This is a genomic window from Janthinobacterium sp. Bl 1 (genome assembly GCF_058215535.1).
This window is the reverse complement of sequence record NZ_CM177086.1, coordinates 1,724,725-1,744,931: the sequence shown is the minus strand read 5'-3', so window position 1 is coordinate 1,744,931 and position 20,207 is coordinate 1,724,725. Positions and strand designations below refer to the sequence as shown.

At 63.2% G+C, this 20,207-nt stretch carries 25 protein-coding genes; 9 read left to right on the top strand and 16 right to left on the bottom strand.

Features of this window, described 5'->3' with window-relative positions:
- On the bottom strand, positions 1-1,011 hold the full coding sequence (locus AC4BCN_RS07865) for a zinc-binding alcohol dehydrogenase family protein (RefSeq protein WP_034760300.1): 1,011 nt from the start codon (positions 1,009-1,011) through the stop codon (positions 1-3).
- A gap of 340 nt (positions 1,012-1,351) precedes the next feature.
- Here AC4BCN_RS07865 and AC4BCN_RS07860 point away from each other — a divergent pair, with 340 nt between their 5' ends.
- Both AC4BCN_RS07860 and AC4BCN_RS07855 read left to right on the top strand, forming a co-directional pair.
- Positions 1,352-2,386, top strand: coding sequence for a MerR family transcriptional regulator (locus tag AC4BCN_RS07860; protein WP_490492960.1), 1,035 nt, complete (start codon positions 1,352-1,354; stop codon positions 2,384-2,386).
- 67 nt (positions 2,387-2,453) lie between these two features.
- The gene (locus AC4BCN_RS07855; protein WP_490492958.1) at positions 2,454-3,533 is read left to right on the top strand and encodes a hypothetical protein; all 1,080 of its coding nucleotides are present in this window, start codon (positions 2,454-2,456) and stop codon (positions 3,531-3,533) included.
- On the opposite strand, the gene AC4BCN_RS07850 is transcribed toward AC4BCN_RS07855, so the two are convergent.
- Both AC4BCN_RS07850 and AC4BCN_RS07845 read right to left on the bottom strand, forming a co-directional pair.
- Positions 3,530-4,732, bottom strand: a complete 1,203-nt coding sequence (locus tag AC4BCN_RS07850) for a D-amino acid dehydrogenase (RefSeq protein ID WP_490492957.1) — start codon at positions 4,730-4,732, stop codon at positions 3,530-3,532. The genes AC4BCN_RS07855 and AC4BCN_RS07850 overlap by 4 nt on opposite strands.
- On the bottom strand, positions 4,729-5,196 hold the full coding sequence (locus AC4BCN_RS07845) for a winged helix-turn-helix transcriptional regulator (protein WP_490492956.1): 468 nt from the start codon (positions 5,194-5,196) through the stop codon (positions 4,729-4,731). Before AC4BCN_RS07845 ends, AC4BCN_RS07850 begins: the two co-directional genes overlap by 4 nt.
- Before the next feature lie 87 nt (positions 5,197-5,283).
- On the opposite strand from AC4BCN_RS07845, the gene AC4BCN_RS07840 reads away from it, so the two are divergent.
- Positions 5,284-6,477, top strand: coding sequence for an MFS transporter (locus tag AC4BCN_RS07840; RefSeq protein WP_490492955.1), 1,194 nt, complete (start codon positions 5,284-5,286; stop codon positions 6,475-6,477).
- 7 nt (positions 6,478-6,484) lie between these two features.
- On the opposite strand, the gene AC4BCN_RS07835 is transcribed toward AC4BCN_RS07840, so the two are convergent.
- The 4 genes from AC4BCN_RS07835 to AC4BCN_RS07820 all read right to left on the bottom strand — a co-directional run bounded on the left by AC4BCN_RS07835 (position 6,485) and on the right by AC4BCN_RS07820 (position 9,894).
- The gene (locus AC4BCN_RS07835) at positions 6,485-7,180 is read right to left on the bottom strand and encodes a Crp/Fnr family transcriptional regulator (RefSeq protein ID WP_034759676.1); all 696 of its coding nucleotides are present in this window, start codon (positions 7,178-7,180) and stop codon (positions 6,485-6,487) included.
- A gap of 155 nt (positions 7,181-7,335) precedes the next feature.
- Positions 7,336-7,983 carry a response regulator gene (locus tag AC4BCN_RS07830; RefSeq protein WP_490492954.1) on the bottom strand — a complete coding sequence of 216 codons (648 nt, stop codon included), beginning with the start codon at positions 7,981-7,983 and terminating at the stop codon, positions 7,336-7,338.
- A gap of 32 nt (positions 7,984-8,015) precedes the next feature.
- Positions 8,016-9,248, bottom strand: coding sequence for a GAF domain-containing sensor histidine kinase (locus tag AC4BCN_RS07825; protein WP_485882202.1), 1,233 nt, complete (start codon positions 9,246-9,248; stop codon positions 8,016-8,018).
- A gap of 64 nt (positions 9,249-9,312) precedes the next feature.
- The gene (locus tag AC4BCN_RS07820) at positions 9,313-9,894 is read right to left on the bottom strand and encodes a DJ-1/PfpI family protein (protein ID WP_058051378.1); all 582 of its coding nucleotides are present in this window, start codon (positions 9,892-9,894) and stop codon (positions 9,313-9,315) included.
- A 171-nt stretch (positions 9,895-10,065) separates the two neighbouring features.
- Between AC4BCN_RS07820 and AC4BCN_RS07815 the strand changes: the two genes are divergently transcribed.
- The 3 genes from AC4BCN_RS07815 to AC4BCN_RS07805 all read left to right on the top strand — a co-directional run bounded on the left by AC4BCN_RS07815 (position 10,066) and on the right by AC4BCN_RS07805 (position 11,363).
- Entirely contained in the window at positions 10,066-10,479 is a 414-nt protein-coding gene (locus tag AC4BCN_RS07815) for a hypothetical protein (protein WP_490492953.1), read from the top strand.
- A gap of 27 nt (positions 10,480-10,506) precedes the next feature.
- On the top strand, positions 10,507-10,980 hold the full coding sequence (locus AC4BCN_RS07810; protein WP_490492952.1) for a host attachment protein: 474 nt from the start codon (positions 10,507-10,509) through the stop codon (positions 10,978-10,980).
- 83 nt (positions 10,981-11,063) lie between these two features.
- The gene (locus tag AC4BCN_RS07805; RefSeq protein WP_490492951.1) at positions 11,064-11,363 is read left to right on the top strand and encodes an antibiotic biosynthesis monooxygenase family protein; all 300 of its coding nucleotides are present in this window, start codon (positions 11,064-11,066) and stop codon (positions 11,361-11,363) included.
- Here the strand turns inward: AC4BCN_RS07805 and pncB are convergent.
- Positions 11,360-12,562: a nicotinate phosphoribosyltransferase gene (gene pncB / locus AC4BCN_RS07800; RefSeq protein WP_046685285.1), complete on the bottom strand. Its 1,203-nt coding sequence runs from the start codon at positions 12,560-12,562 to the stop codon at positions 11,360-11,362. The two genes, AC4BCN_RS07805 and pncB, sit on opposite strands and share 4 nt — an antisense overlap.
- Before the next feature lie 79 nt (positions 12,563-12,641).
- A complete protein-coding gene (locus AC4BCN_RS07795) occupies positions 12,642-13,505 on the bottom strand; it encodes a cysteine hydrolase family protein (protein WP_490492950.1) in 864 nt (287 codons plus the stop codon).
- 72 nt (positions 13,506-13,577) lie between these two features.
- Here AC4BCN_RS07795 and AC4BCN_RS07790 point away from each other — a divergent pair, with 72 nt between their 5' ends.
- A complete protein-coding gene (locus AC4BCN_RS07790) occupies positions 13,578-13,817 on the top strand; it encodes a TIGR02450 family Trp-rich protein (RefSeq protein ID WP_034759713.1) in 240 nt (79 codons plus the stop codon).
- Here AC4BCN_RS07790 and AC4BCN_RS07785 read toward each other — a convergent pair.
- The 3 genes from AC4BCN_RS07785 to AC4BCN_RS07775 form a co-directional block, all read right to left on the bottom strand.
- A complete protein-coding gene (locus AC4BCN_RS07785) occupies positions 13,799-13,942 on the bottom strand; it encodes a hypothetical protein (protein WP_254798474.1) in 144 nt (47 codons plus the stop codon). The genes AC4BCN_RS07790 and AC4BCN_RS07785 overlap by 19 nt on opposite strands.
- A gap of 360 nt (positions 13,943-14,302) precedes the next feature.
- Positions 14,303-14,809, bottom strand: a complete 507-nt coding sequence (locus tag AC4BCN_RS07780) for a hypothetical protein (protein ID WP_490492949.1) — start codon at positions 14,807-14,809, stop codon at positions 14,303-14,305.
- A 144-nt stretch (positions 14,810-14,953) separates the two neighbouring features.
- Positions 14,954-15,559: an FMN-dependent NADH-azoreductase gene (locus AC4BCN_RS07775; protein WP_490492948.1), complete on the bottom strand. Its 606-nt coding sequence runs from the start codon at positions 15,557-15,559 to the stop codon at positions 14,954-14,956.
- 134 nt (positions 15,560-15,693) lie between these two features.
- Between AC4BCN_RS07775 and AC4BCN_RS07770 the strand changes: the two genes are divergently transcribed.
- Positions 15,694-16,608, top strand: coding sequence for a LysR family transcriptional regulator (locus AC4BCN_RS07770; RefSeq protein WP_219329268.1), 915 nt, complete (start codon positions 15,694-15,696; stop codon positions 16,606-16,608).
- A gap of 146 nt (positions 16,609-16,754) precedes the next feature.
- Positions 16,755-16,982, top strand: a complete 228-nt coding sequence (locus tag AC4BCN_RS07765; protein WP_338682243.1) for a hypothetical protein — start codon at positions 16,755-16,757, stop codon at positions 16,980-16,982.
- 3 nt (positions 16,983-16,985) lie between these two features.
- Here AC4BCN_RS07765 and AC4BCN_RS07760 read toward each other — a convergent pair whose 3' ends face one another.
- The 4 genes from AC4BCN_RS07760 to AC4BCN_RS07745 all read right to left on the bottom strand — a co-directional run bounded on the left by AC4BCN_RS07760 (position 16,986) and on the right by AC4BCN_RS07745 (position 20,153).
- Positions 16,986-17,297, bottom strand: coding sequence for a chaperone modulator CbpM (locus tag AC4BCN_RS07760; protein ID WP_070303663.1), 312 nt, complete (start codon positions 17,295-17,297; stop codon positions 16,986-16,988).
- Positions 17,298-17,300: 3 nt separating this feature from the next.
- Positions 17,301-18,221, bottom strand: a complete 921-nt coding sequence (locus AC4BCN_RS07755; protein WP_490492947.1) for a DnaJ C-terminal domain-containing protein — start codon at positions 18,219-18,221, stop codon at positions 17,301-17,303.
- A 96-nt stretch (positions 18,222-18,317) separates the two neighbouring features.
- Positions 18,318-18,998 carry a beta/gamma crystallin-related protein gene (locus AC4BCN_RS07750; protein ID WP_490492946.1) on the bottom strand — a complete coding sequence of 227 codons (681 nt, stop codon included), beginning with the start codon at positions 18,996-18,998 and terminating at the stop codon, positions 18,318-18,320.
- A 159-nt stretch (positions 18,999-19,157) separates the two neighbouring features.
- Positions 19,158-20,153 carry a beta/gamma crystallin family protein gene (locus tag AC4BCN_RS07745; RefSeq protein WP_490492945.1) on the bottom strand — a complete coding sequence of 332 codons (996 nt, stop codon included), beginning with the start codon at positions 20,151-20,153 and terminating at the stop codon, positions 19,158-19,160.
- Between the last annotated feature and the right edge of the window lie 54 nt (positions 20,154-20,207).

Genomic DNA, 20,207 nt, shown 5'->3' with positions numbered 1-20,207 from the left:
TCAGACCTCGACGATGGCCTTGATGACACCGGCCTCGGGCTGCATCCAGCGATCGAGCACGCCCGTAAATTCGTCGAGCGTGGTGCGGTGGGTATTGAGCAGCGCGGTGGGAACTTTGCCCGCCTTCATGGCCGCCACCACTTCCTCGAAATCGTCGACGGTGGCGTTGCGGCTACCCAGCAAGGTCGTTTCGCGCTTGTGGAATTCAGGGTCGGAAAAGGACAGGCGGTCGCGCACGATGGACACCAGTACATAGGCGCCGCCGTGAGCGACAAAGTCCAGGCCCCGTTCCATGGCGGCGATATTGCCGGTGGCGTCAAACACCACGTCGAAGAATTCGCCGCCGGTAGCGTCCGACAGCTGCTCCTTGTCGCCGTCGCCCAACTGCACCGTGCGGGTGATACCGAGCGCGTCGCGGCAGAACTGCAAACGGTCGGCGCGGCCGTCGAGCACCGTCACGTCGGCGCCTTTCAAGGACGCGAACAGCATCACGGCCATGCCGATCGGGCCGGCGCCCACCACCAGCACGCGCTTGCCGGCATCGACCGCGCCGCGCTTGACGGCATGCGCGCCGATGGCGAGAAATTCGATCATGGCGGCGTCGTCGAGCGAGATGCCTTCCGTCTTGAAGACAAAGCGCTCGGGCAGCGCCAGGTATTCCGTCATGCCGCCGTCGCGGTGCACGCCCAGCACTTCGATGCGGGTGCAGCAGTTGGTCTTGCCCTGGCGGCAGGCCACGCAAGTACCGCATGACAGGTAGGGCATCACGTAGACCTGGTCGCCCACGGCCAGGCGCGAGCCGGCTGGCGCGCTGTCGATATGGCCGGACAATTCATGCCCCATCACGCGCGGATAGCTGAGGAAAGGCTGGGTGCCGCGGAAGATATGCATGTCGGTGCCGCAGATGCCGACGCGGCGTATGCGCAGCAGCACTTCACCCTCGCCGGGCACGGGCACGGGGCGCTGTTCCATGCGCAAACTGCCGGGGGTATCGCAAACGATACTTTTCATCATGGTCGTCTCTCTCGCCGCCCGGATCTTGCCGGTGGCATATTATATTTAACGTACAAACCAACTGTGAAAAAAATCCGTCTGTGCGGATTGTCTTTCCAGCCCTGCCAATGGCGCGTCTTGCTGCGCCGCACAACGATTACTCCGTCATGCCGCCTGGCCCGAACCCGTTTGTTTTGCTGTAGCTGTTGTTCGGTTTTATAAATATACCGTACAAAAAAATGAAGGTCAACGGATTCTTTTGCGGGTTTTTTCAAGGCCTCTGCTACATTCCTGCTTGACCCTGACGTTACGTCAGGCGCCATCGTGGCTGGTACGCACTGAAGACAAGGAGAAGACGATGCTGTTGAAAATCGGTGAACTGGCCAGGCTCACGGGCCTGACCATCCGCACCCTGCACCACTACGACAGCATCGGCCTGCTCTCGCCTTCGGTGCGCACGCAAGCTGGCTATCGCCTGTACCAGCACGGCGACATGGACCGGCTGCACCGGATCATGGCGCTGCGCAAATTCGGGTTGTCGCTGGCCGATATCGCCAACGCCCTCGCCGGCCCGGAGCTGCCGCTCTCCTCCATCGTGGCGCGGCAAATCGCCATGCTGGAGCGCCAGATCGCACAAGCTTCCACCCTGCGTGAACGCCTGCGCACCCTGCAAACGCAACTGACGCAGGGGCAGGCGCCGGAACTGGCCGAGTGGCTCACCACTATGGAGTTGATGACCATGTACGACAAATACTTTAGTCACGAAGAACTGCAACAACTGCCGCTGCTGTCCGATGCGGCCGTGGAACAGGAATGGAAAGCGCTGGTAATGAGAGTGCGCGCCGTCAGGGACGCGGGCGCGGACCCCGGCGATGCGCCAGCGCAGGCGCTGGCCACGGAATGGATGGTCAAACTGGTGCGCGACACGGGTGCCCACCCGGGCCTGTTCGCGCGCCTGAACGACATGCATGCGCAGGAGCCATCGATGCAGGCGACGACCAGCATCGACGCGGACCTGATGCAGTTCATCCTCGCCGCCTTCAATGCCTCGCGCATGGCGCTGTACCGGCCCTTCCTCGACGAGCACGAATACGCGCATCTGGTGGCCAACTACGGCAGGCGTTCGGGCGAGTGGCCAGCCCTCATTGCCGCCGTGCGCGCCGCCATCGATGCGCGCACGCCGCCCACCAATCCGGCCGTGCTGCAACTGGCGCGGCAGTGGCTGGAACTGTTCCGCTCCTACGCGGGCACAGACCCGGCCACGCAGCTGAAGTTCCGCCAGGCGCACCAGCAGGAACCGCGTCTGATGGAGGGCAGCTTCGTCGACGCAGCCATGCTGCAGTACCTGGGCGTGGCGATGGCTGTCGTGGCGCAGGAGCGCCCCGGCGCATAGGTTCAGGTGTGGCATCTCGTGGGCGCGGCCATGTAGAATCGGCCTTCGCCCACGAGAGGATTAACCGATGCGCCGCTTTCTGTTTGCTTGCCTGACCCTGCCCGCCCTGAATGCCGCCATGGCCGCCGAGCCGCCCGTGCAAGGGGTGTGGCAGGGCACCGTGGGCAAGGCCAATATCGTCGCCTGCTTCAACCAGCCCAGCACCACGCAAGGTGCGGACCGCAGCGGCAATTATTACTATACGCGCTACAAGACGCCGATCATGCTGGCCAAACCGAACGGCAAGACGCTGTGGCAGGAACTCGACGCCAAGGGCAATACGACGGGCACGTGGTCGCTGAACGCGCCGCAGGGCGACAAGGTCACCGGCACCTGGACGGACCCGAAAAGCGGCAAGACCCTGCCCCTGGCCTTGACCCTGCTGGAAGCGGCGGGCGACCGCGACCATCCGTCCTGCGCCAGCGATGCCTACAACCTGGCGCTGGAAGATTTTCCCGGCACCAAGGTGAGCAAACCCGTCACCTTCGAAGGCAAGCAATACCGCAACCTGCAAGTGGGCGACACCATCACCGTGGAACTGATGGCGCCCGGCGATGGCGTGGCGAAAATCAACGCGCAGCTGCGCACCGTACTGGCGAAGAACAAGAAGGACCTGGAAGACTTCTATGCCACGCGCCGCGAATACCTGGGCCGCAACGGTTTCACGACGGAAGACGAAGTGTATGCAGATCCCACCTACTGGTCGCCGCGCTGGGTGACGGTGAAGTTCTACCGCTGGGCGGCCGGCTATGGCGCCAGCGGCATCTCCATCAAGTTCCGCACCTGGGACGTGAAAACGGGCCAGGAAACGGACGTGTGGAACTGGTTTGGCGCCAGCGCCAGCGATGGCGACGACAAGGCCGAATTGCCGGACCGCCTGCGCCAGGCCCTGTTCAAGGACGTGAAGATCGATGCCGAATGCAAGGGCACGGATTATGACGGCCGCGGCCGCTTCCACCTGTCATTGAAGCCGGAAGGCGTATCGTTCTGGCAAGACCCGAACGGCAGCGGCTGCGAAAACGACTTCCTGCTGCCCTACAGCAAGGTCGGCCCCTTCCTCACCGTCAAGGGGCGCGCCGCGCTCAGCGATCTGCTGCCGAAGAACTAGGCGCCATCCACCATCGTCGCCACCATCTCCGCCGTGGCGGCCGCCAGGGTCCAGCCCAGGTGGCCGTGGCCCGTGTTGTAGTACACGCCCGGCGCCTTGCCCGGCCCCACTTTTGGCAGCATGTCGGGCAGCATGGGACGCAAGCCGGCCCAGGGCACGACCTTGCGCGTATTCACGCCAGGAAAGCACTGCTCGACCCATTGCAGCAGCGGGCGGATGCGGTCGGCGCGGATGTCGTGGTTGATGCCGTTGAATTCCGCCGTGCCCGCCACCCTGAGCCGGTCTTCACCTAGGCGGCTGCTGACCAGCTTGGTCGCGTCGTCGAGCAGGCTGACGGACGGCGCGGCCGCGCGGCTGGCGGCGTCATCCAATTGCACGGTAATCGAATAGCCTTTCACGGGATACACGTTCACATGGTCGCCCAGCATGGCCGCCATGGCACGGCTGGCCGTGCCCGCGCAGATGACGACGGCATCGAACAGGGTGCTGTCTGCGCCCATGGCGACGCGCACCTTGCCGTGCTCGCGCGCCAGCGCCGTGACTTCCTCGCCATAGCGGCAGGCCACGCCCAGGCGCACGCAGGCGTCGGCCAGGCCGCTGGTGAACTTGTGGATGTCACCCGTGGAGTCGCTGTCCGTGTAGTAGCCGCCGTAGAAGTCGCCCTGCAAAGCCGGTTCGACGGCGCGCATTTCCTGCGGCGTGACAGCGCGCCGCTGCAAGCCGCCCTGTGCCAGCAGGCGCGAGACGCCGGCCGCCCGCTCGAAGCCGGCCTTGTCACGGTAGACGTGCAGAATGCCGGCGCGGCGGTGATCAAAGTCGATGTTTTCCGCTTGCGCCCACGCAAACAAATGTTCGCGCGCGGCGATCGCCATGCGGGCCGTGGCGATGGTGTTGCGCTCGTAGGCCGGCATGGCGGCGAGAAACTCGGCAAACCAGCTCAGCTTGTGCCAGCTGGGCCAGGGATGAAGCAGCAAGGGCGCATCGCGCCGCGCCATCCATTTCAGGGCATTCAGTATCGTTGCCTTGTGGTTCCACACTTCCGCGTGCGAGGCCGACAATTGTCCGCCGTTCGCATACGAGGTTTCCATGGCAGCATAGCGGTGGCGTTCGATCAGGGTCACGTCCGCCCCCCGCTTGGCCAGCGCATACGCCGTCGTCACGCCCGTGATGCCTCCACCCAGCACGGCCACGCGCTTCATGCGTCAGGTTCCATTTTCTGCTCCACCTTGTGCACGATCGTGTCGCCCGCCTGCAACACGCGGCCGTCCGGCGCCAGCACGTCCATCCTGCACACGGGCGCGTGCGTATCACGTTGCAACAAGGTCGAATGCGCCTCGCCCGCTTCAAACAATTGCGCCTCGCTCCACTGGCGCAAACCGACGACGACGGGAAACAGCGCCAGCCCCTTTTGCGTCAGCACGTATTCCTGGTAGGCCGTGCCGTCCGAGGCGGGCGCAACCGTAAAGATGCCCTCTTCCACCAAGGTGTGCAGGCGGTCGGCCAGGATGTTCTTCGCCACGCCCAGGCTTTTCTGGAACTCGCCAAAGCGGCGCATGCCGTCGAAGGCGTCGCGCACGATCAGCAGCGACCAGCGCTCGCCGATCACGTCGAGCGCGCGCGCCACGGGACAGGGGTCGGTTTTCAGGCTCTTGCGCTTGGCCACGGGCATTCTCCAGGATTGAGTGGTTGCATTTTAAAACTTCTCGGCGTAGACTCCAACTAGTTTTAATTTGAAACCACATAAAAGACCATGCGCGATACGAACTCCCCCATCACGACAACACTCCCTCCCACCCTCGTCTGGCTGTTTGCCACGGCGGCCGGCCTCAGCGTGGCCAATGTGTATTACGCCCAACCTTTACTCGCTACCCTGGCGCACGAGTTCGGCATGACGGAAGCGGCCAGCGGCATGGTCATCACGGCCACGCAGATCGGCTGCGCGCTGGCCCTGCTGCTGCTCGTGCCCCTGGGCGACATGCTGAACCGACGCCGGCTGACCCTGTTCCAGCTGGGCATGCTGGCCATCACCCTGGTGGCGCTGGGCTGCGCCCGCTCCACGGCAGCCTTGCTGGGCGGCATGCTGATGGTCGGCTTGCTGGGCACGGCCATGACGCAGGGTTTGATCGCCTACGCGGCCAGCGCGGCGGCCAGCCATGAGCGGGGAAGAGTCGTCGGCATGGCGCAGGGCGGCGTGGTGATCGGCTTGCTGCTGGCGCGCACCCTGTCCGGTGTCGTGGCAGATGTGGCCGACTGGCGCGCCGTGTATTTTGTTTCCGCCGCCATCGCCTGTGCCCTGTTGCTGCTGCTGTGGCGCATGCTGCCGCCGGCCAAGTCGCAAGGCCAGAAGCTCGCGTATGGCGCCCTGCTCGCCTCGATGCTGGACATGCTGCTGCACAACAAGGTGTTGCGCGTGCGCGGCACGCTGGCCCTGCTGATGTTTGCTGTCTTCAATATTTTCTGGAGCGCCCTGGTGCTGCCCCTGACGGCGCAAGGCTATAGCCATGCGGCCATCGGCGCGTTTGGCCTGGTCGGCGTGATCGGCGCGCTGGGCGCGGCGCGCGCGGGCGCCATGGCGGACAAGGGCCGCGCGCAGTGGACGACGGGCGCCGCCCTGCTGCTGCTGCTGGCCGCGTGGCTGCCGCTGGGCTTTGCCGGTGCGGCCCTGTGGCCCTTGATCGTCGGCATCATCGCGCTGGACCTGGCGGGCCAGGCCATCCACGTGACGAACCAGAGCCTGATCTTCAAGCAGGACAGCGACGCGCACAGCCGCCTGGTGGCGTGCTACATGCTGTTTTATGCGGTGGGAAGCGGACTCGGTGCGATTGCCGCCACCAGCGTGTATGCGCTGGCGGGCTGGCATGGGGTATGCGCGCTGGGCGCGGCGGTCAGCTTGCTCGCCCTGCTGTTCTGGCGGCTGACCTTGCCTGCTGAAAAAGCTGAGTGATCAACGCTTAGTTCAGCATGGCCGTGGCGGAACCATGGCGATAGGTTTTCAAGGCATCGGGCTGGATCTGGATTAGCGAACCGCTGACTTTAATCAGGTGCAAGTCCGTCAGCTGGTGCAGCACGCGCGACAGGGTGGCGGGCGCCAGATTCAGGAACGATGCCAATAAACTTTTCTTCAGATCCAGCTTGACTTCGTTCGAGCGCTGCTGGTCCGAGGCCTGCAGCAAATACTCGACCACGCGCTGGGTGGCGTTCTGCACGGAGCAGCGCTCCACGTTGCGGATGAAACCCATCAGGTGGTGCGACAGGCTGTTCATCATCTGGCGCGCGATGCGGGGCGACTGGTCCAGCAGGCGCAGCAGCGCGTGCGGCGGAATGCGCAGCAGCAGGCAGTGCTCAAGCGCTTCGGCGCAGAACGGATATGGTTCATCGAGGAAAATCATGGCTTCGCCGAAGCTCTGGCCCGGACGGATCAGTTCCAGTACCTTATCGGTCCCTTCCATGGAAAACACGCTCAGCTTGACGAGGCCGAAGACCACCACGTAGGCGCCTTCCGCTACTTCGCCCTTGCGGAACAGCACTTTGCCTTTTTCCACTTCGACACGTACGACATCCTGGCGCAATTGCTCTAATTGCGAAGGGGAAATATGGCGGAACAGAGCCTGGCTCGACAGCAAGCCATCGACGTTGACCTTATGCATGACACTCTCTTATTAGATTAGCGAATGACTAAGAGTGTAATGCGCAGGCACGGTCAAGGCCATACGTCAAAGGAACTAGGGTTGTCTAGGCCGGAACGCCATGCAGATCAAACAATCGCGGATTCCTTGCCCACTATTTGCGCTTTGTTTGATCTCTATTTGCTTAACTCGCGCTCGACGGCGTAGACGGCGATCTGCACGCGGCTGCTGAGCTTAAGCTTTTTGAGGATGTTTTGCACGTGGATTTTCACCGTGCTTTCGGCCACGTCGAGCTGGCGCGCGATTTCCTTGTTGCTCAGTCCTTGCGCCAGGCAAGCCATGGCTTCACGTTCGCGCGGCGTCAGCTTGTCATAGTCTTCCTGGGGCGCGTTTTGCCCCGCGCGGAACTGCGATACGAGCTTGGCCGTCATGGCGTCGGCGATCACGGATTCGCCAGCGGCGGCGCGGCAGATGGCCTGGCCCAGCTGTTCGGCTTCGATATTTTTCAGCAAGTAGCCGCGTGCGCCCGCGCGCAGGGCCGCACCGAGGTCGGCCGCGTTTTCCGACGCGGTCAGCATCAGCACCACCATCTGCGGCAGGTCCTGCAAGATCAGCTGCAGCGCCTCGACGCCAGTCACGCCGGGCATGTTCAAGTCCATCAGCACCACGTCGGGCTGCAGTTCGGCCGCCAGGCGCACGCCGTCCAGCCCGTTCGATGCCTCGCCCACCACCTGGAATTGAGGATTGCGCTGCAGCAGCAGCTTGACGCCGCTGCGCAGCAAGGTGTGGTCGTCGACCAGCAGGATTTTGATTGGTGCGTTCACGTGTTTGTTGCCTGATAAAGATGATTCATTTGTTACGCGGCCTGGCGCCGGGCTGCCGGCAAGGCCAGCGAGATCGTCGTGCCGCCGCCGGGCGTACTGTCGATGGCAAATTGCGCACCGAGCCGCTCGGCTCTTTCCTGCATGATACGCAAACCGATCTGCAATTCCGTTTTCTTGTCGCGCAGGTTGGCGGCGAAGCCTTCGCCATCGTCGCGCACCTGCAGCGCAAAATCGCGCCCGTTGTCCACGCGCAGCGCCACGTTGCTCGCCTGCGCATGCTTGCGGATATTCGACAGCGCTTCCTGCACGATGAACAGGATCTGCAACTGCTGCTCGGGCGCCAGCGGCGCGCCGTTGCCGCTCATTTCCAGGGTGCCGATCACGCCCGTCTGCAGCTCGAACTTGGCCAGCACTTCCGACAGCTTGCTTTCGAGGTCGCTGCCATGCCAGCGCGTGCGGAAATTGACGAGCAATTCGCGCACGTCCTGGTAGCTTTGCTCGACGCCCATGCGCATCAGCGGCAACACTTCGGCCGCTTCGTCGAGCTGGCCCCGGCGCACGGAGTCGTCGAGCATCTGCACTTGCAGGCTGATGAAGTTCAGGCTTTGCGCAATGCTGTCATGCAAGCCTTCGGCCAGCAGGCTGCGTTCGCGCGCGACGGCAAATTCCTTTTCGCGCGCGATCAGGCGCTGGTTTTCGATGGCGATGCCCAGGCTCTGGCCCAGGGTTTCCAGCCAGCCCTGCTGCTGCGCCTGCACGGCTTGCGGGCGCGCAAAGTGCAGCGAAAAACTGCCAACCACCTGCTCGCGCGCAAGGATGGGGAAGACGGCGATGGCAATGAAACCTTCGTCCTGGCAACGGTAGCGCTGCAAGGCTTCGACCTGGCGGAAATCGCGGATCTGGATCACGCCCTGCGCCACGGCCGCGCCGCACAGGCAATCGTTGTTGCGGATGCAGTGTTCCTCTTCCACCATGGCCTCGGAAATGCCCTCGTGCACGATGATGTGCACGGTGTCCTGCTGCGGATCGAGGATGCGCACGGTGCCGCCCTCGGCCTGCGCGAACTCCATCACGTGGCGCAGGAAGCCACGGCACAGCGCATCGATGGCGTGCTGTCCCGCCAGCAAGGTGGAAATCTCGTGCAGGGTGGCCAGCTGGCGTTCCTGCGCGGCGCTCAGGCCCGATGCGGCTTGCGCCAGGCGGCGCTGGCGCCAGCGCGACGCTGGAAGTTGTTTGCGGGAAGGTTGACTGCGCGGCGCATGCATGAAGAACTCGAATCTGAAAAGTGGGGCGCCCGGCAAGCGCTGCGGCCTGCCGGGCTGGTGAAGGTTACAAATGAATCTCGGTACCGAGCAGCTTGACGAACTGCGCCAGCCAGGCCGGATGCGCGGGCCAGGCGGGCGCCGTGACGAACTGACCATCCGTGACGGCGTCCGTGACGGCGATATCGGCATACGTGCCACCCGCCAGTTTCACTTCCGGTGCGCAAGCGGGATAGGCGGAAATGCGCTTGCCACGGATGACGTCGGCGGCAGCCAGCAATTGCGCGCCATGGCAGACGGCCGCGACAGGCTTGCCCGCCTCGGCGAAATGGCGCACGGCGGCGATGACTTTCTCGTTCAGGCGCAGGTATTCCGGTGCACGGCCGCCGGCGATCATCACGGCGTCATAGTCGGCAGGGTCGATCTCGTCGAAGCTGGCGTTCAGGGTGAACAGATGGCCCGGCTTTTCCGTGTAGGTCTGGTCGCCCTCGAAATCGTGGATGGCCGTCTTGATCGTCTCGCCGCTTTTCTTGCCGGGACAGACGGCATGCACGGTATGACCGAGCATCAGCAGGGCCTGGAACGGCACCATCGTTTCATAATCTTCTGCAAAATCGCCGGTCAAAAACAGAATTTTTTTCGCTGCCATTTGGTTCTCCTATGAAAGATTGATCCCGCAAGACGTATCTTAGCGCGACTTGGCAGCCATACTGGATATTTATCAAACTTTTGCGCCTTGATCGAGGATTTTACAGGCTGAGGCGGAATTATTTGCGGCCTCGCAGGTCAAATCAAGCACACCTCGTTGAAAGGCAGGGCCATGGACAGCAGCACTACATTGATACGTATCTTCGACCATTTAGCCGATGCCGAGCGCGCCCGCAACCGGCTGCTGGCCGAAGGTTTCCCTTCTCACGCCGTGCAGCTGGACGCGGGCGACGACGAGGCTGGCCCCGTGCAGGGCAATTTCACGGTCGGCAATTGCGACACCCTCACCAGCCGGCTGGAACGGGCGATCAATGCCCTGTTCGGCGGCGACAACCATATGTACCGGCGCAACTACGGCAAGACGGCGTTCCGCGGCATGGTCCGCCTGGTGGTGGCCACGCGCCACGCCGAGGAACAGCAGCGCGCGCACGCCATCGTGCAAGCGTGTGGCGGCAGCGATATCGAACAGCGCACGGCCCGCTGCGACCAGGACAGGCACGACGCGATGGCGGCCCTGTCGCGCTAGCCGGCGCGCACAGCAAGGAGAACAAGCATGGACGTCACATGGGTGGTAGTGGCCGACAGCAGCCGGGCCCGGCTGTTTGCGCTGGGACAGCAAAACCAGCTGGGCGAGCTGCAAGATTTTGTCAATCCGGCGGGCCGTGAAAACGAGAACGCCTTGAACAGCGATGCCAGCGGACGCTTCGGCAGCGGCATGCGCGCCGGTACGCAGGCGGGCACGCAGGCGCACACGACCGAGCCGCGGGTGACGCCGGTCGAGCATGCGAACGAACAGTTTGCACGGCATATCGCGCAAGTGCTGCAACAGGGCTTGCAGCAACAGCGCTACAACAAGCTGTGCCTGGTCGCCGCGCCCAAGTTCCTGGGGCAGTTGCGTCTAAGCCTCGATGCCCAGGTGGATAAACGGCTCAGTCATGCCCTGGCCAGGGATGTCGCCAGCATGAACGTGCCCCAGCTGGAAGCCTATTTGCAGCAAGCGCTGGACAGGGACGGCGGCGAGAGCTGAACGGCAGCGGCCCCATCGCCATCCGCAAGCGGGCACAATCTGTGGCAAGATCTGCGTTCTTTCTTTCAAAACCGGAACTTGTCATGATTTTTGAAATTGCCCACATCCAGATCAAATCCGCCACGCACGCTGCCTTCGAAGCGGCCGTGACGAAAGCCGTCCCCTTGTTCCAGCGCGCACGCGGCTGCGAGTCGATGCGCCTGGAGCGCTCGATCGAAAATGGCGATGCCTACCGCCTGGTCGTGGGCTGGACAACCCTGGAAGACCATACCGTACATTTCCGCGGCAGCGACGACTTCCAGGCATGGCGCGGCCTGGTCGGTGAATTTTTCGCCGCACCGCCACAGGTCGAACACATGGATACAGTGGTGAYGCCCCACTAGACAGGCGCCTGGACGGCGGGGTGGTGAAACACCTGTCGCAGATACGCGAGGAAGGTCTCATCCTTGCACAGGGTCTTGCCCGGCGAATCGGACAGTTTCGCCACGGACTGGCCATTGCAGCGCACCAGTTTCATGACGATGTTGAGTGGCGTCAAGCCGACATCGTTGGTGAGATTGGTGCCGATGCCAAAGCCTGTCATGATGCGGTCGGCGAAGTGCTGGTACAGGGCAAAGGCCTTGTCCAGGTCCAGGCCATCGGAAAACACGAGGCGCTTGGTATTGGCGTCGATGCGCAGGGCCGCGTAGTGGGCCAGCGCCTTCTCGCCCCACTCGACGGGATCGCCCGAATCGTGGCGTAAACCATCGAACAGCTTGGCGAAATACAGGTCGAAGTCGGCCAGGAAAGCATCCATGCCGACCACGTCCGTCAAGGCAATGCCCAGGTCGCCCCGGTATTCCTGCACCCAGTCCTCCAGCGCCGCCTTTTGAAAGTCGCGCAGGCGCACGCCGAACGACTGGAACGATTGCATGTATTCATGCGCCATGGTGCCGATCGGCACGATGCCGAGCTTTTTCGCCAGGTACACATTCGACGTGCCCTTGAAATACTCGGGCACTTCGCGCGCCAGGCGCTGCACCACCTCGTCGTGCCAGGCGCCGGAAAAACGCCGGCGCACGCCGAAGTCGGAAAATTCAAATGGATGCTTGCGCCGCGGCAGCTTGCCGAATTCCTTGACGGCTTCCACTTTCAAGCCCAGGCGGTGGCGCCCTTCGCGCATGGCCGCATCGAGGTCGAAGCGGCGGAAATACAGTTCATTGATGATGTACAGCACGAAAATCTCGAAGCCCATCACATGCACCTGCGGCCCGGCCGCATGCACGAGCAAGGTGTCGCCATCCGTGCTCACGTCGATGAACTTGCGCTGGAAACGGAACACCGTCAGGAAGTCGACGAAGTCGCTCTTCATGAACCGCAGGGTGCGCAGATAGGCCAACTCGTCGTCGGCAAACGACATCGAACACAGGTGGTCGAGCTGTTCTTCCAGCTCGCCCTTCAGTTCGGCCAGGGGAAAGGCGGTGGCGTTGCGGCAGACAAATTCGTATTCGGTATGGGTATTCGGATGACCGTGCAGCAAGGCTTGCCACATTGTAAATTTATACAGATCGGTTTCCAGCAAACTGCGCACTATCGGGGTCATGTGTGTTTTCTCCAACTTCCTGAAGCCAGAATAGTACGCCACCGCAAGCATTTCAGCAGGGTTCGCTTGCAGGACAGCCTCAATCGCCTGCGTTTGCCAACAACTCGGGCAAGACGTCGGCGGATGTCGCCAGCCGCGCGCCGCGCTCGTGCATGGCTGCAAGGAAGTCGCGCTGCTGTGCTTCAAAGCCCGTGACGGGGCTCATGCAGTCCGTCAGCAAGACGAGGCGCGACAAGGCCGTCTTGCCTTGCTGCGCTTCCAGGTAGTCGGCGATGTGTTCGGTGCTGGCTTTCACGCAGTGGCTGCCCGCTTCGCCGGTGACATAAATCTGCTGCGCCGGCAGCAAAGTGGCGAGGAAATCCAGGTTGAGCTGGGTGGCCGCATCCTGCGCATCGGGCACTTCCGCCATGACGGCCGAGTAATGCTCGGTCCACGGATTCGAACCCTTGCTCAGCTTGGCAACCACTTGCAGGTGATCCACTTCCCACGCGTTGTAGGCGGTGCGCACGGCCGCGTGGATATTCTGGCCCCAGCTGCCGATCTCGCAGTGCACGGGCCACACCATCAATTGATAGCGCCCCGCCTTCTGCAAGGCGTCGAGGTAAGCCAGCGCGCGCGGCAAGGCATCGCTGGCGGCAGGCAGGAACAAGCGGTCGCGCACTTGCTGGGCCGTGATCTGTGTGAACGGCGGCACAGCGCCGCCATCGCCCGTGCGCCAGAAGGCGGGGTGGGCAATGTCGTAGCGGTGGTGGGCGTCGAGCGTCACGCTGATTTGCGTCAAGCCATTGCCTCCTTCACGGATCAGCTGCGCCACGCGCAGCATGTCGGCGTGGGCGCCGGGCACGGCCAAGGCCGGTGCTGTGCCGGCAGGCAGCCATTCGGCGGGCAAGTCGCAAAAATCGTTTTGCGGGTCGATGACGAGCAGGTGCAACTGGCGTTTCATGGCGATCCTCGTGCGTGGCGGGAACTTGCATGATAATGGCAACATCGCCATCACGCCAATCCCGGGCCCGCCATGCACCTTCCACATCGCAATAACTTGCGTCCAAACAAATTACTCAACAGCAAATGGACAGCGGTGACACCCGTCAACAAGGAAAAACATTTTCTCGTCATCAAGGTGTGCGCCGCAGCCACGCCGGATGAACCCGTCACGCACGTGGAACTGGAAGCCGTGCATTCCGGCAGAGTGCAGATCCTGCCCTGGCGCGCGCTGCAGGATGCGGCGCAGTGGCATCAGGGATGGAAAACATAACGGCGCTGGCGCCGCTCGACCAGCTTCAATGCCACCTCGGCCGCCTCGCTGACGGCTTCGGCTTCCGTCGAAAACGGATGATCGGCCAGCACGCGGTGCTTTTTGACGATATTGTTCCTGTGCATGGGATTGTTCGAGGGGGTGTACAGGGACACATAGGCGCCCCACAGTTTGCAACCGCGTAAGGGTTCCGCCGTGTAATTTATTTCATACGTATCAACGTACTTTATCGGCACGATGTTTGCTCCAAAAATGACATCCCCGGGTAGCCTGTCTCAACGGCCCTACCCGGCGTAGGGTTGGAATACATGCAATCGCGCTTGCTCAGGATACTGACTCACTTATCTGCTTTTTATTACGCGGCACAGGGAAAAACTTGAACGCCTGCCTCATCTTGAGGCATGGCGGCACGCCCACTGAAAGTATAGACGATGCGAAAAAATTATGAGAAGGCAACTCTGTACTGAACGCCGCAGGCGCCTGCCCTATTTCGCCGCCTCGGCCGCGGCATGCATGGACCAGACGACGCTGAGGATTTTCCATTGACCATCGCGCTTGACCATCTGCCACGCTTCGACGCCATAGTTGGACAATTTGTCGCCGACGAGGAATTCGTAGTCGAAGTTGACCCACGCCACATGGCGGTCCTGGGTGATCTTGACGTTGTAGAATTTTTCTTCCGTGCGCAGGGGTTCGCGCTTGATGTAGTTGGCGAAACCGACGTAGCCGGCCGCCGCGACGCCGTCGAAGTGGACGTCCGTCGTGTCGCGCATTTTCTGGATGAAAGCGTCATCGGCCGGCGAGGCGAACAGGATGTTCGTGTGCAGCATCAGCGACGACAGCAGCTTGACATCCTTGGCGATCAGGGCCGCCTGGAAGTCGGCGACGACTTTTTCAATGGCGCGGATATCCTCGGGCGTGGACGCGTGGCGGCCCACGTGGGGCGGCGCAACGGGTGCCGTCTGCGCCAGCGCAACGCCTGCTGAAAACAAGGAACATCCGAACAATACTGCGCTTGCCAACTTGTGGTGCATGAGGGACTTTCATGGCGAACGGCTCGCCGGCCTGGCACGGGGCGTGCCGCCGGCAAGCTTATGTCAACCATAACAGATTGGCAATCCGTCAAAAGGCGGAAATCAGGCAGCCAGGGCTTCGATCGACGCGCGGCCCTTGGCGATCGCGCTGGTGACGGCATCCTCGCCCATGGCCACGCCTTCGGCTTGCACGAATTCGATGTCCGTGATGCCGATGAAGCCCAGCGCCGTGCGCAGATAGGTGCTCAGGTAGTCATACGCGGCGCCCGGGCCTTCGCTGTAGACGCCGCCGCTGGCCGTGAAAATCACGGCTTTCTTGCCCGTAGCCAGGCCAACGGGGCCATTGGCAGTGTACTGGAAGGTGCGGCCAGCGCGCGCCACGTGGTCGATCCACGCCTTCAGGGTCGAGGGCACGGAAAAGTTGTACATGGGCGCGGCCAGCACCAGCACGTCGGCGGCCAGCAATTCATCGACCAGGGTATCGGACAATTGCACGGCCGCTGCCGCCTGCGCGCTGCGCTGCTCGGCTGGCGTGAAGAACGCGCCCATGACTTCTTCCGTCAGGTGCGGCACCGGTTGCGCGGCCAGGTCGCGCACGACGATGGTGTCGCCTTGCGCGGCCAGTTTGGCGATGAACTCGCCCGACAGTTGACGCGACAGGGAACCGCTGTTGCGCACGCTGCTATTGATGTGTAGTACGTTTGCCATGATGCACTCCTTCAAGATCGATAGATGGGGGTGCGGCGTTTGCTGCACTTGCACACATCATAGTTCGGGTCTACTATCGATGAAACCATGTAAATATAAATGGTTAGCATCGAATTTTTAGATATGGAGTTATCATGAGAGAACCGGGCCAGCCTTCGCTCGACCAGTTGCGCGTCTTTGTCGCCGTCATCGACGCGGGCGGTTTCGCCCACGCGGCGCGCCAGCTGCACCGCACGCAATCGGTGATCAGCTACACTATCGCCAACCTGGAAGAACAGCTGAACGTGGTGCTGCTCGACCGTGGCAAGCGCAAGCCCACGCTGACGGACGCGGGCAAGGCCCTGCTGGCCGACGCGCGGGCCGTGGCGCTGAAGGTCGACGGCATGCGCGCGCGGGCCAAGGCGCTGGCCGGCGGGCTCGAGGCGGAAGTGTCGGTGGTGGTCGACGTGATGTTTCCCACCTGCGTGCTGGTGCGCGTGCTCGAGGCGTTCCAGGCGCAGTTCCCCACCGTCGCCCTGCGCCTGCGCATCGAAGCGATGGGCGCCGTGGCGCAACTGGTGATGGATGGCAGCTGCCACATCGGCCTCGGTGGCTGGATGACGGCCACGGCCAGCGTCTTCGAGCGTATGGCCGTCGGCCACGTGCGCCTGATTCCCGTGGCCGCGCCCAGCCACGCGCTGGCGCAGCTGGCAGGGCCGATTGCCTCGAGCGTGGCGCGCGAACACGTGCAGCTGGTGCTCAGCGACCGCAGCGTGCTGACGGAGGGCCAGGATTTCGGCGTGCTGGGATTGCGCAACTGGCGCCTGGGCGACCTCGGTTCCAAGCACGCGCTGCTGCGCGCGGGCCTGGGCTGGGGCAACATGCCCGAAGCGATGGTGCGCGAGGACCTGGCCGAAGGCCGTTTGGTGCACCTGCCGCTGGCCGTCGACAATGGCGAGAATTACCCGATTTACTTGATCCAGCGCGCCGACACGCCGCCGGGGCAGGCGGGCAAGTGGCTGACGGAGCGGTTTGCGGAGCAGTTGCCGTTGCTGGTGCAGGGGTTTTAGATGCGCGCGGGGACAGGTATCATGCCTCAGCAAACCCCAAACAAGTGCTGGGGTCAGTCCCTGCGGAATCGCAACCCGTCCCATTGGGACTGGTTGCCCCGACGGGTCTGACCCCGAATTCAGATACAACCTTGAAGAGACTCACCATGGCCGGCATCGACGACTTCGTCAACAAACAAAAACCTGGCGCGCGTTTCGTCATCACGGCGCAGATGCTGCGCATGACGCCGCAGCAGTTCGATTCGCTGGCGCAGGAGTGGATGGAAGACGGCGGTCCCGGCTTCGACGTGGCCGGCATACCGCACCGCGTGGTCGTCGATGGGCAGTTTTATATTGGCAGGATCACCGTGCAGCGGCACGGCGCCCCTGCCTGAGGACTACTCGACGCCCAGCACGTGCAGGCGCCGGCGCAGGCGCGCCACTTCTTCCGACAGGTCGACCACCAGCGCTGCCAGTTCGGCGTTCGCGTCGAACACGGATTCGATTTCATGCAGGCGGCGCGCACGCACCAGGTCCAGGCTCGTGAAGCGCCAGGCCGTCAGTTGTCCCGCCGGCGGACCGTCCTGCAGCAGCACGCCCGTCCGCACGTGCTGCACCACCCAGTCCGGCTCCACGGCGCAGGCACGCGCCAGTTCTTCCAGGCTCAGGGCACGGTCTTCCAGCAATTCGCCAATTACCTTGTTTGTCATGATTTAGCCTCCCAGCTTCTGGCGTGGATTGAAAGCCATCTCGCGCGCCATGGTTGCATACAGTTCGCGCGCCTTGTCGTCGTTCGCCGGCGGCAGCACCACTTCCAGCAGCAGATACAGGTCGCCCGGCTGGGTGGCGGGAATGCCGCGCCCCTTCAGGCGCAGCTTGCGCCCCGTCTGCGAATTGGGCGGCACGGTGACGGTCACCGTGCCCGATGGCGTGGGCACGTCGATGTCGCCGCCCAGCGCCGCTTCCCATGGCGTGACGGGCACCGTCTCGAAGACGTCGCGCCCTTCCACCTTGTAGCGCGCATCGGGTCGGAAGCGGATTTCCAGGTATAAATCGCCAGCGGGCGCGCCGCCGCTGCCGGGATTGCCCTGCCCCTTCATGCGCAGCTGCTGGCCTTCCGTGACGCCTTTCGGTATCGTCACTTCCAGGGTGCGCTCGCGCGTCACCACGTGGCCTTGCGCATCCGCTTCGGGCACGCGCATGACGATGTGGCGCTTGGCGCCCTGGTAGCTGTCCTGCAGGTCGATGGTGATGGCGGCGTGGCTGTCCTCACCCTGCATCTGGAAGGTGCTGTTGGCGCGGCGCCGTCCGCCCACGTGGGCGAACAGGTCGGCAAAGAAATCGCTGTCATCGGCGCCCGACGATTCGTAGCCGGCACCCCAGTCCGGCGGCGGCCGGAATGGCTGGCCTTGTGCACCAGGGTTGCGGCCCAGTTCATCGTAGGCCGCGCGCTTTTCCGCGTCGCCCAGCACGCCGTAGGCCTCGTTGAGGGCCTTGGTGCGCTTGTCGGCGTCCGGCTCCTTGCTCACGTCGGGATGGTATTTGCGCACCAGCTTGCGGTACGCTTTCTTGATATCGGCCTCGGACGCCGTCTTCTCGACGCCAAGTTCCTTATAGTAGTCCTTGTATTCCACCGTGCCTGCTCCCCATGGTTGAAGTGCCTATGGGAAGAGTACACGAATTGGTCAAAGGGCAGCGTGCGCACAATACAGCGCCGCCCGGCGGCGGGATCAGCGCACGCGGCGCACCGAAGAAATGCGGCGGTCGAGGCCACCGTGCAGGCGGCCGTAGCTGCCAGGTCCCATCACCACGCAGCGGCCGCGGAAGTTGGCGTCGACGCAGAATTCCCAGCGGCCGTAATTGACGACGACCGATTCGGCGCGGTCATTGAAGCCATAGCGGCTCAAGTCGTGCACTTCGCGGTCCAGGCGCACGGGCCGGCCGCGCATGCCGGCATCGGGGAACAGCAGCACGGCGCCATTCGCGTCAGGACGGTGGCCGCCGCCGTGGCCCGGATAACCGGGATAGGGGCGATCCGGCTCAGGACGCGGCGGGCGTGGCGGATACGGTCGGTGATCGCCGCCGCCATGGCCCGGACGGCCCACTTCGCGCACGGAGGAAACGGCGTCGTTCATGCCCGGCATGCTGCCGTAGCGGCCAGGTCCGAAAGTACGGCAGTTGCCACGGTAATTGGCGTCCTTGCACACTTCCCACGTGCCCGAGCGCACGATGATGCTCGAGGTCTTGTCGTTAAAGCCCATGCGCGACAGGTCGCCCGTGTCGGAGCGCAGGGTCACGGGGCGGCCGCGGAAACCGGCGTCCTCGAACAAGGTGATTTCGCCTGCGGATGCGGCAAGGGGGGCGAGCAAGGTGGCGGCGCACAACAGCGCGGGCCGGAAAGATAAAACCATGACAACTCCAATACTGATGACATTTTCGCCAGTGTAGACCAGGCGGCAGGCGGCGAGTGTAACAAAGGGCAAGCAAATGTCAGCGCACGGCAGCGAATGTAAAAACCGCCTGGCGGGATCAACCCGGCAGGCGGCCTGTCTGCATGGCGCAGGAAGAAATCAGCGTACGCGGCGCAGCGAGGAAATCTGGTTTTCCATGGCGTTCAGGCGGCCATATTCTCCCGGCCCGATCACTTCGCAGCGGCCATGGAAGTTCGAATCGCTGCACACTTCCCACTGGCCTTCGTTGACGACGATGGACGAGGCGCGGTCGTTGAAGTTGTAGCGCACCAGGTCTTCCGCATTGCGGTCCAGTGCCAGCGGTTCGCCGCGCATGCCCGCTTCGGGGAACAGCAGCACGGCGCCGCGCTGCTGGTACTGCGGCTGCTGGTATTGCGGATATTGCGGCTGATCGTACTGCGGCCGCTGGTACTGGTTATCGTACTGCTGCTGGCGGCGCGCTTCGCGCTCGTCGACCATGCGCGCCGACGAGACGCGCCCATCGAGGCCGCGTCCCAGGTCGTCGTGGCGGCCAGGGCCGAAGATGCGGCATACGCCGTTGTAGTTCGAATCGCTGCACAGCTGCCAGTAGCCGTTATAGATGACGATGCTGCTGGTGCGGTCGTTGAAACCGATACTGACAAAATCGTCCGTGTCGCGGTTCAGCCGCGCCGAGCCGCCATTCTGGCCCGCGCCCGAATACACTTCCAGGGTGCCGCCACGGCCATAGCCGCCGCCATGGCCGCGGTCGAGATCGCGTCCGGGACGTCCCGGATTGGTGCCATCGCCGCGCCCCGACTCGCGCACCGAACTGATGGCGTCGTTCATGCCCGGCATCGAGCGGTATTCGCCCGGCCCCAGGGTGCGGCAATTGCCGCGAAAACCGGCATCCGTACACACATCCCAGGTACCCGAGCGCACCAGGATACTCGACACCTTGTCGTTGAAGCCCATGCGCGACAGATCGTCCGTCGTCTCGCGCAGGTTCACTGCGCGGCCACGCAGATCAACGTCTTCGAACAAGGTGATATCGCCCGCATAGGCGGCCGCATGGGCCCCCAGCGAAAGCAGCAAGGTGGCCGCGCATGCCAGCGTGTGTTTGAAAGGGCCCGTCATGATTAACTCCATTCTTCATTCTTTGGTGATGATTTGCCTGGCAAAACGCCAGGA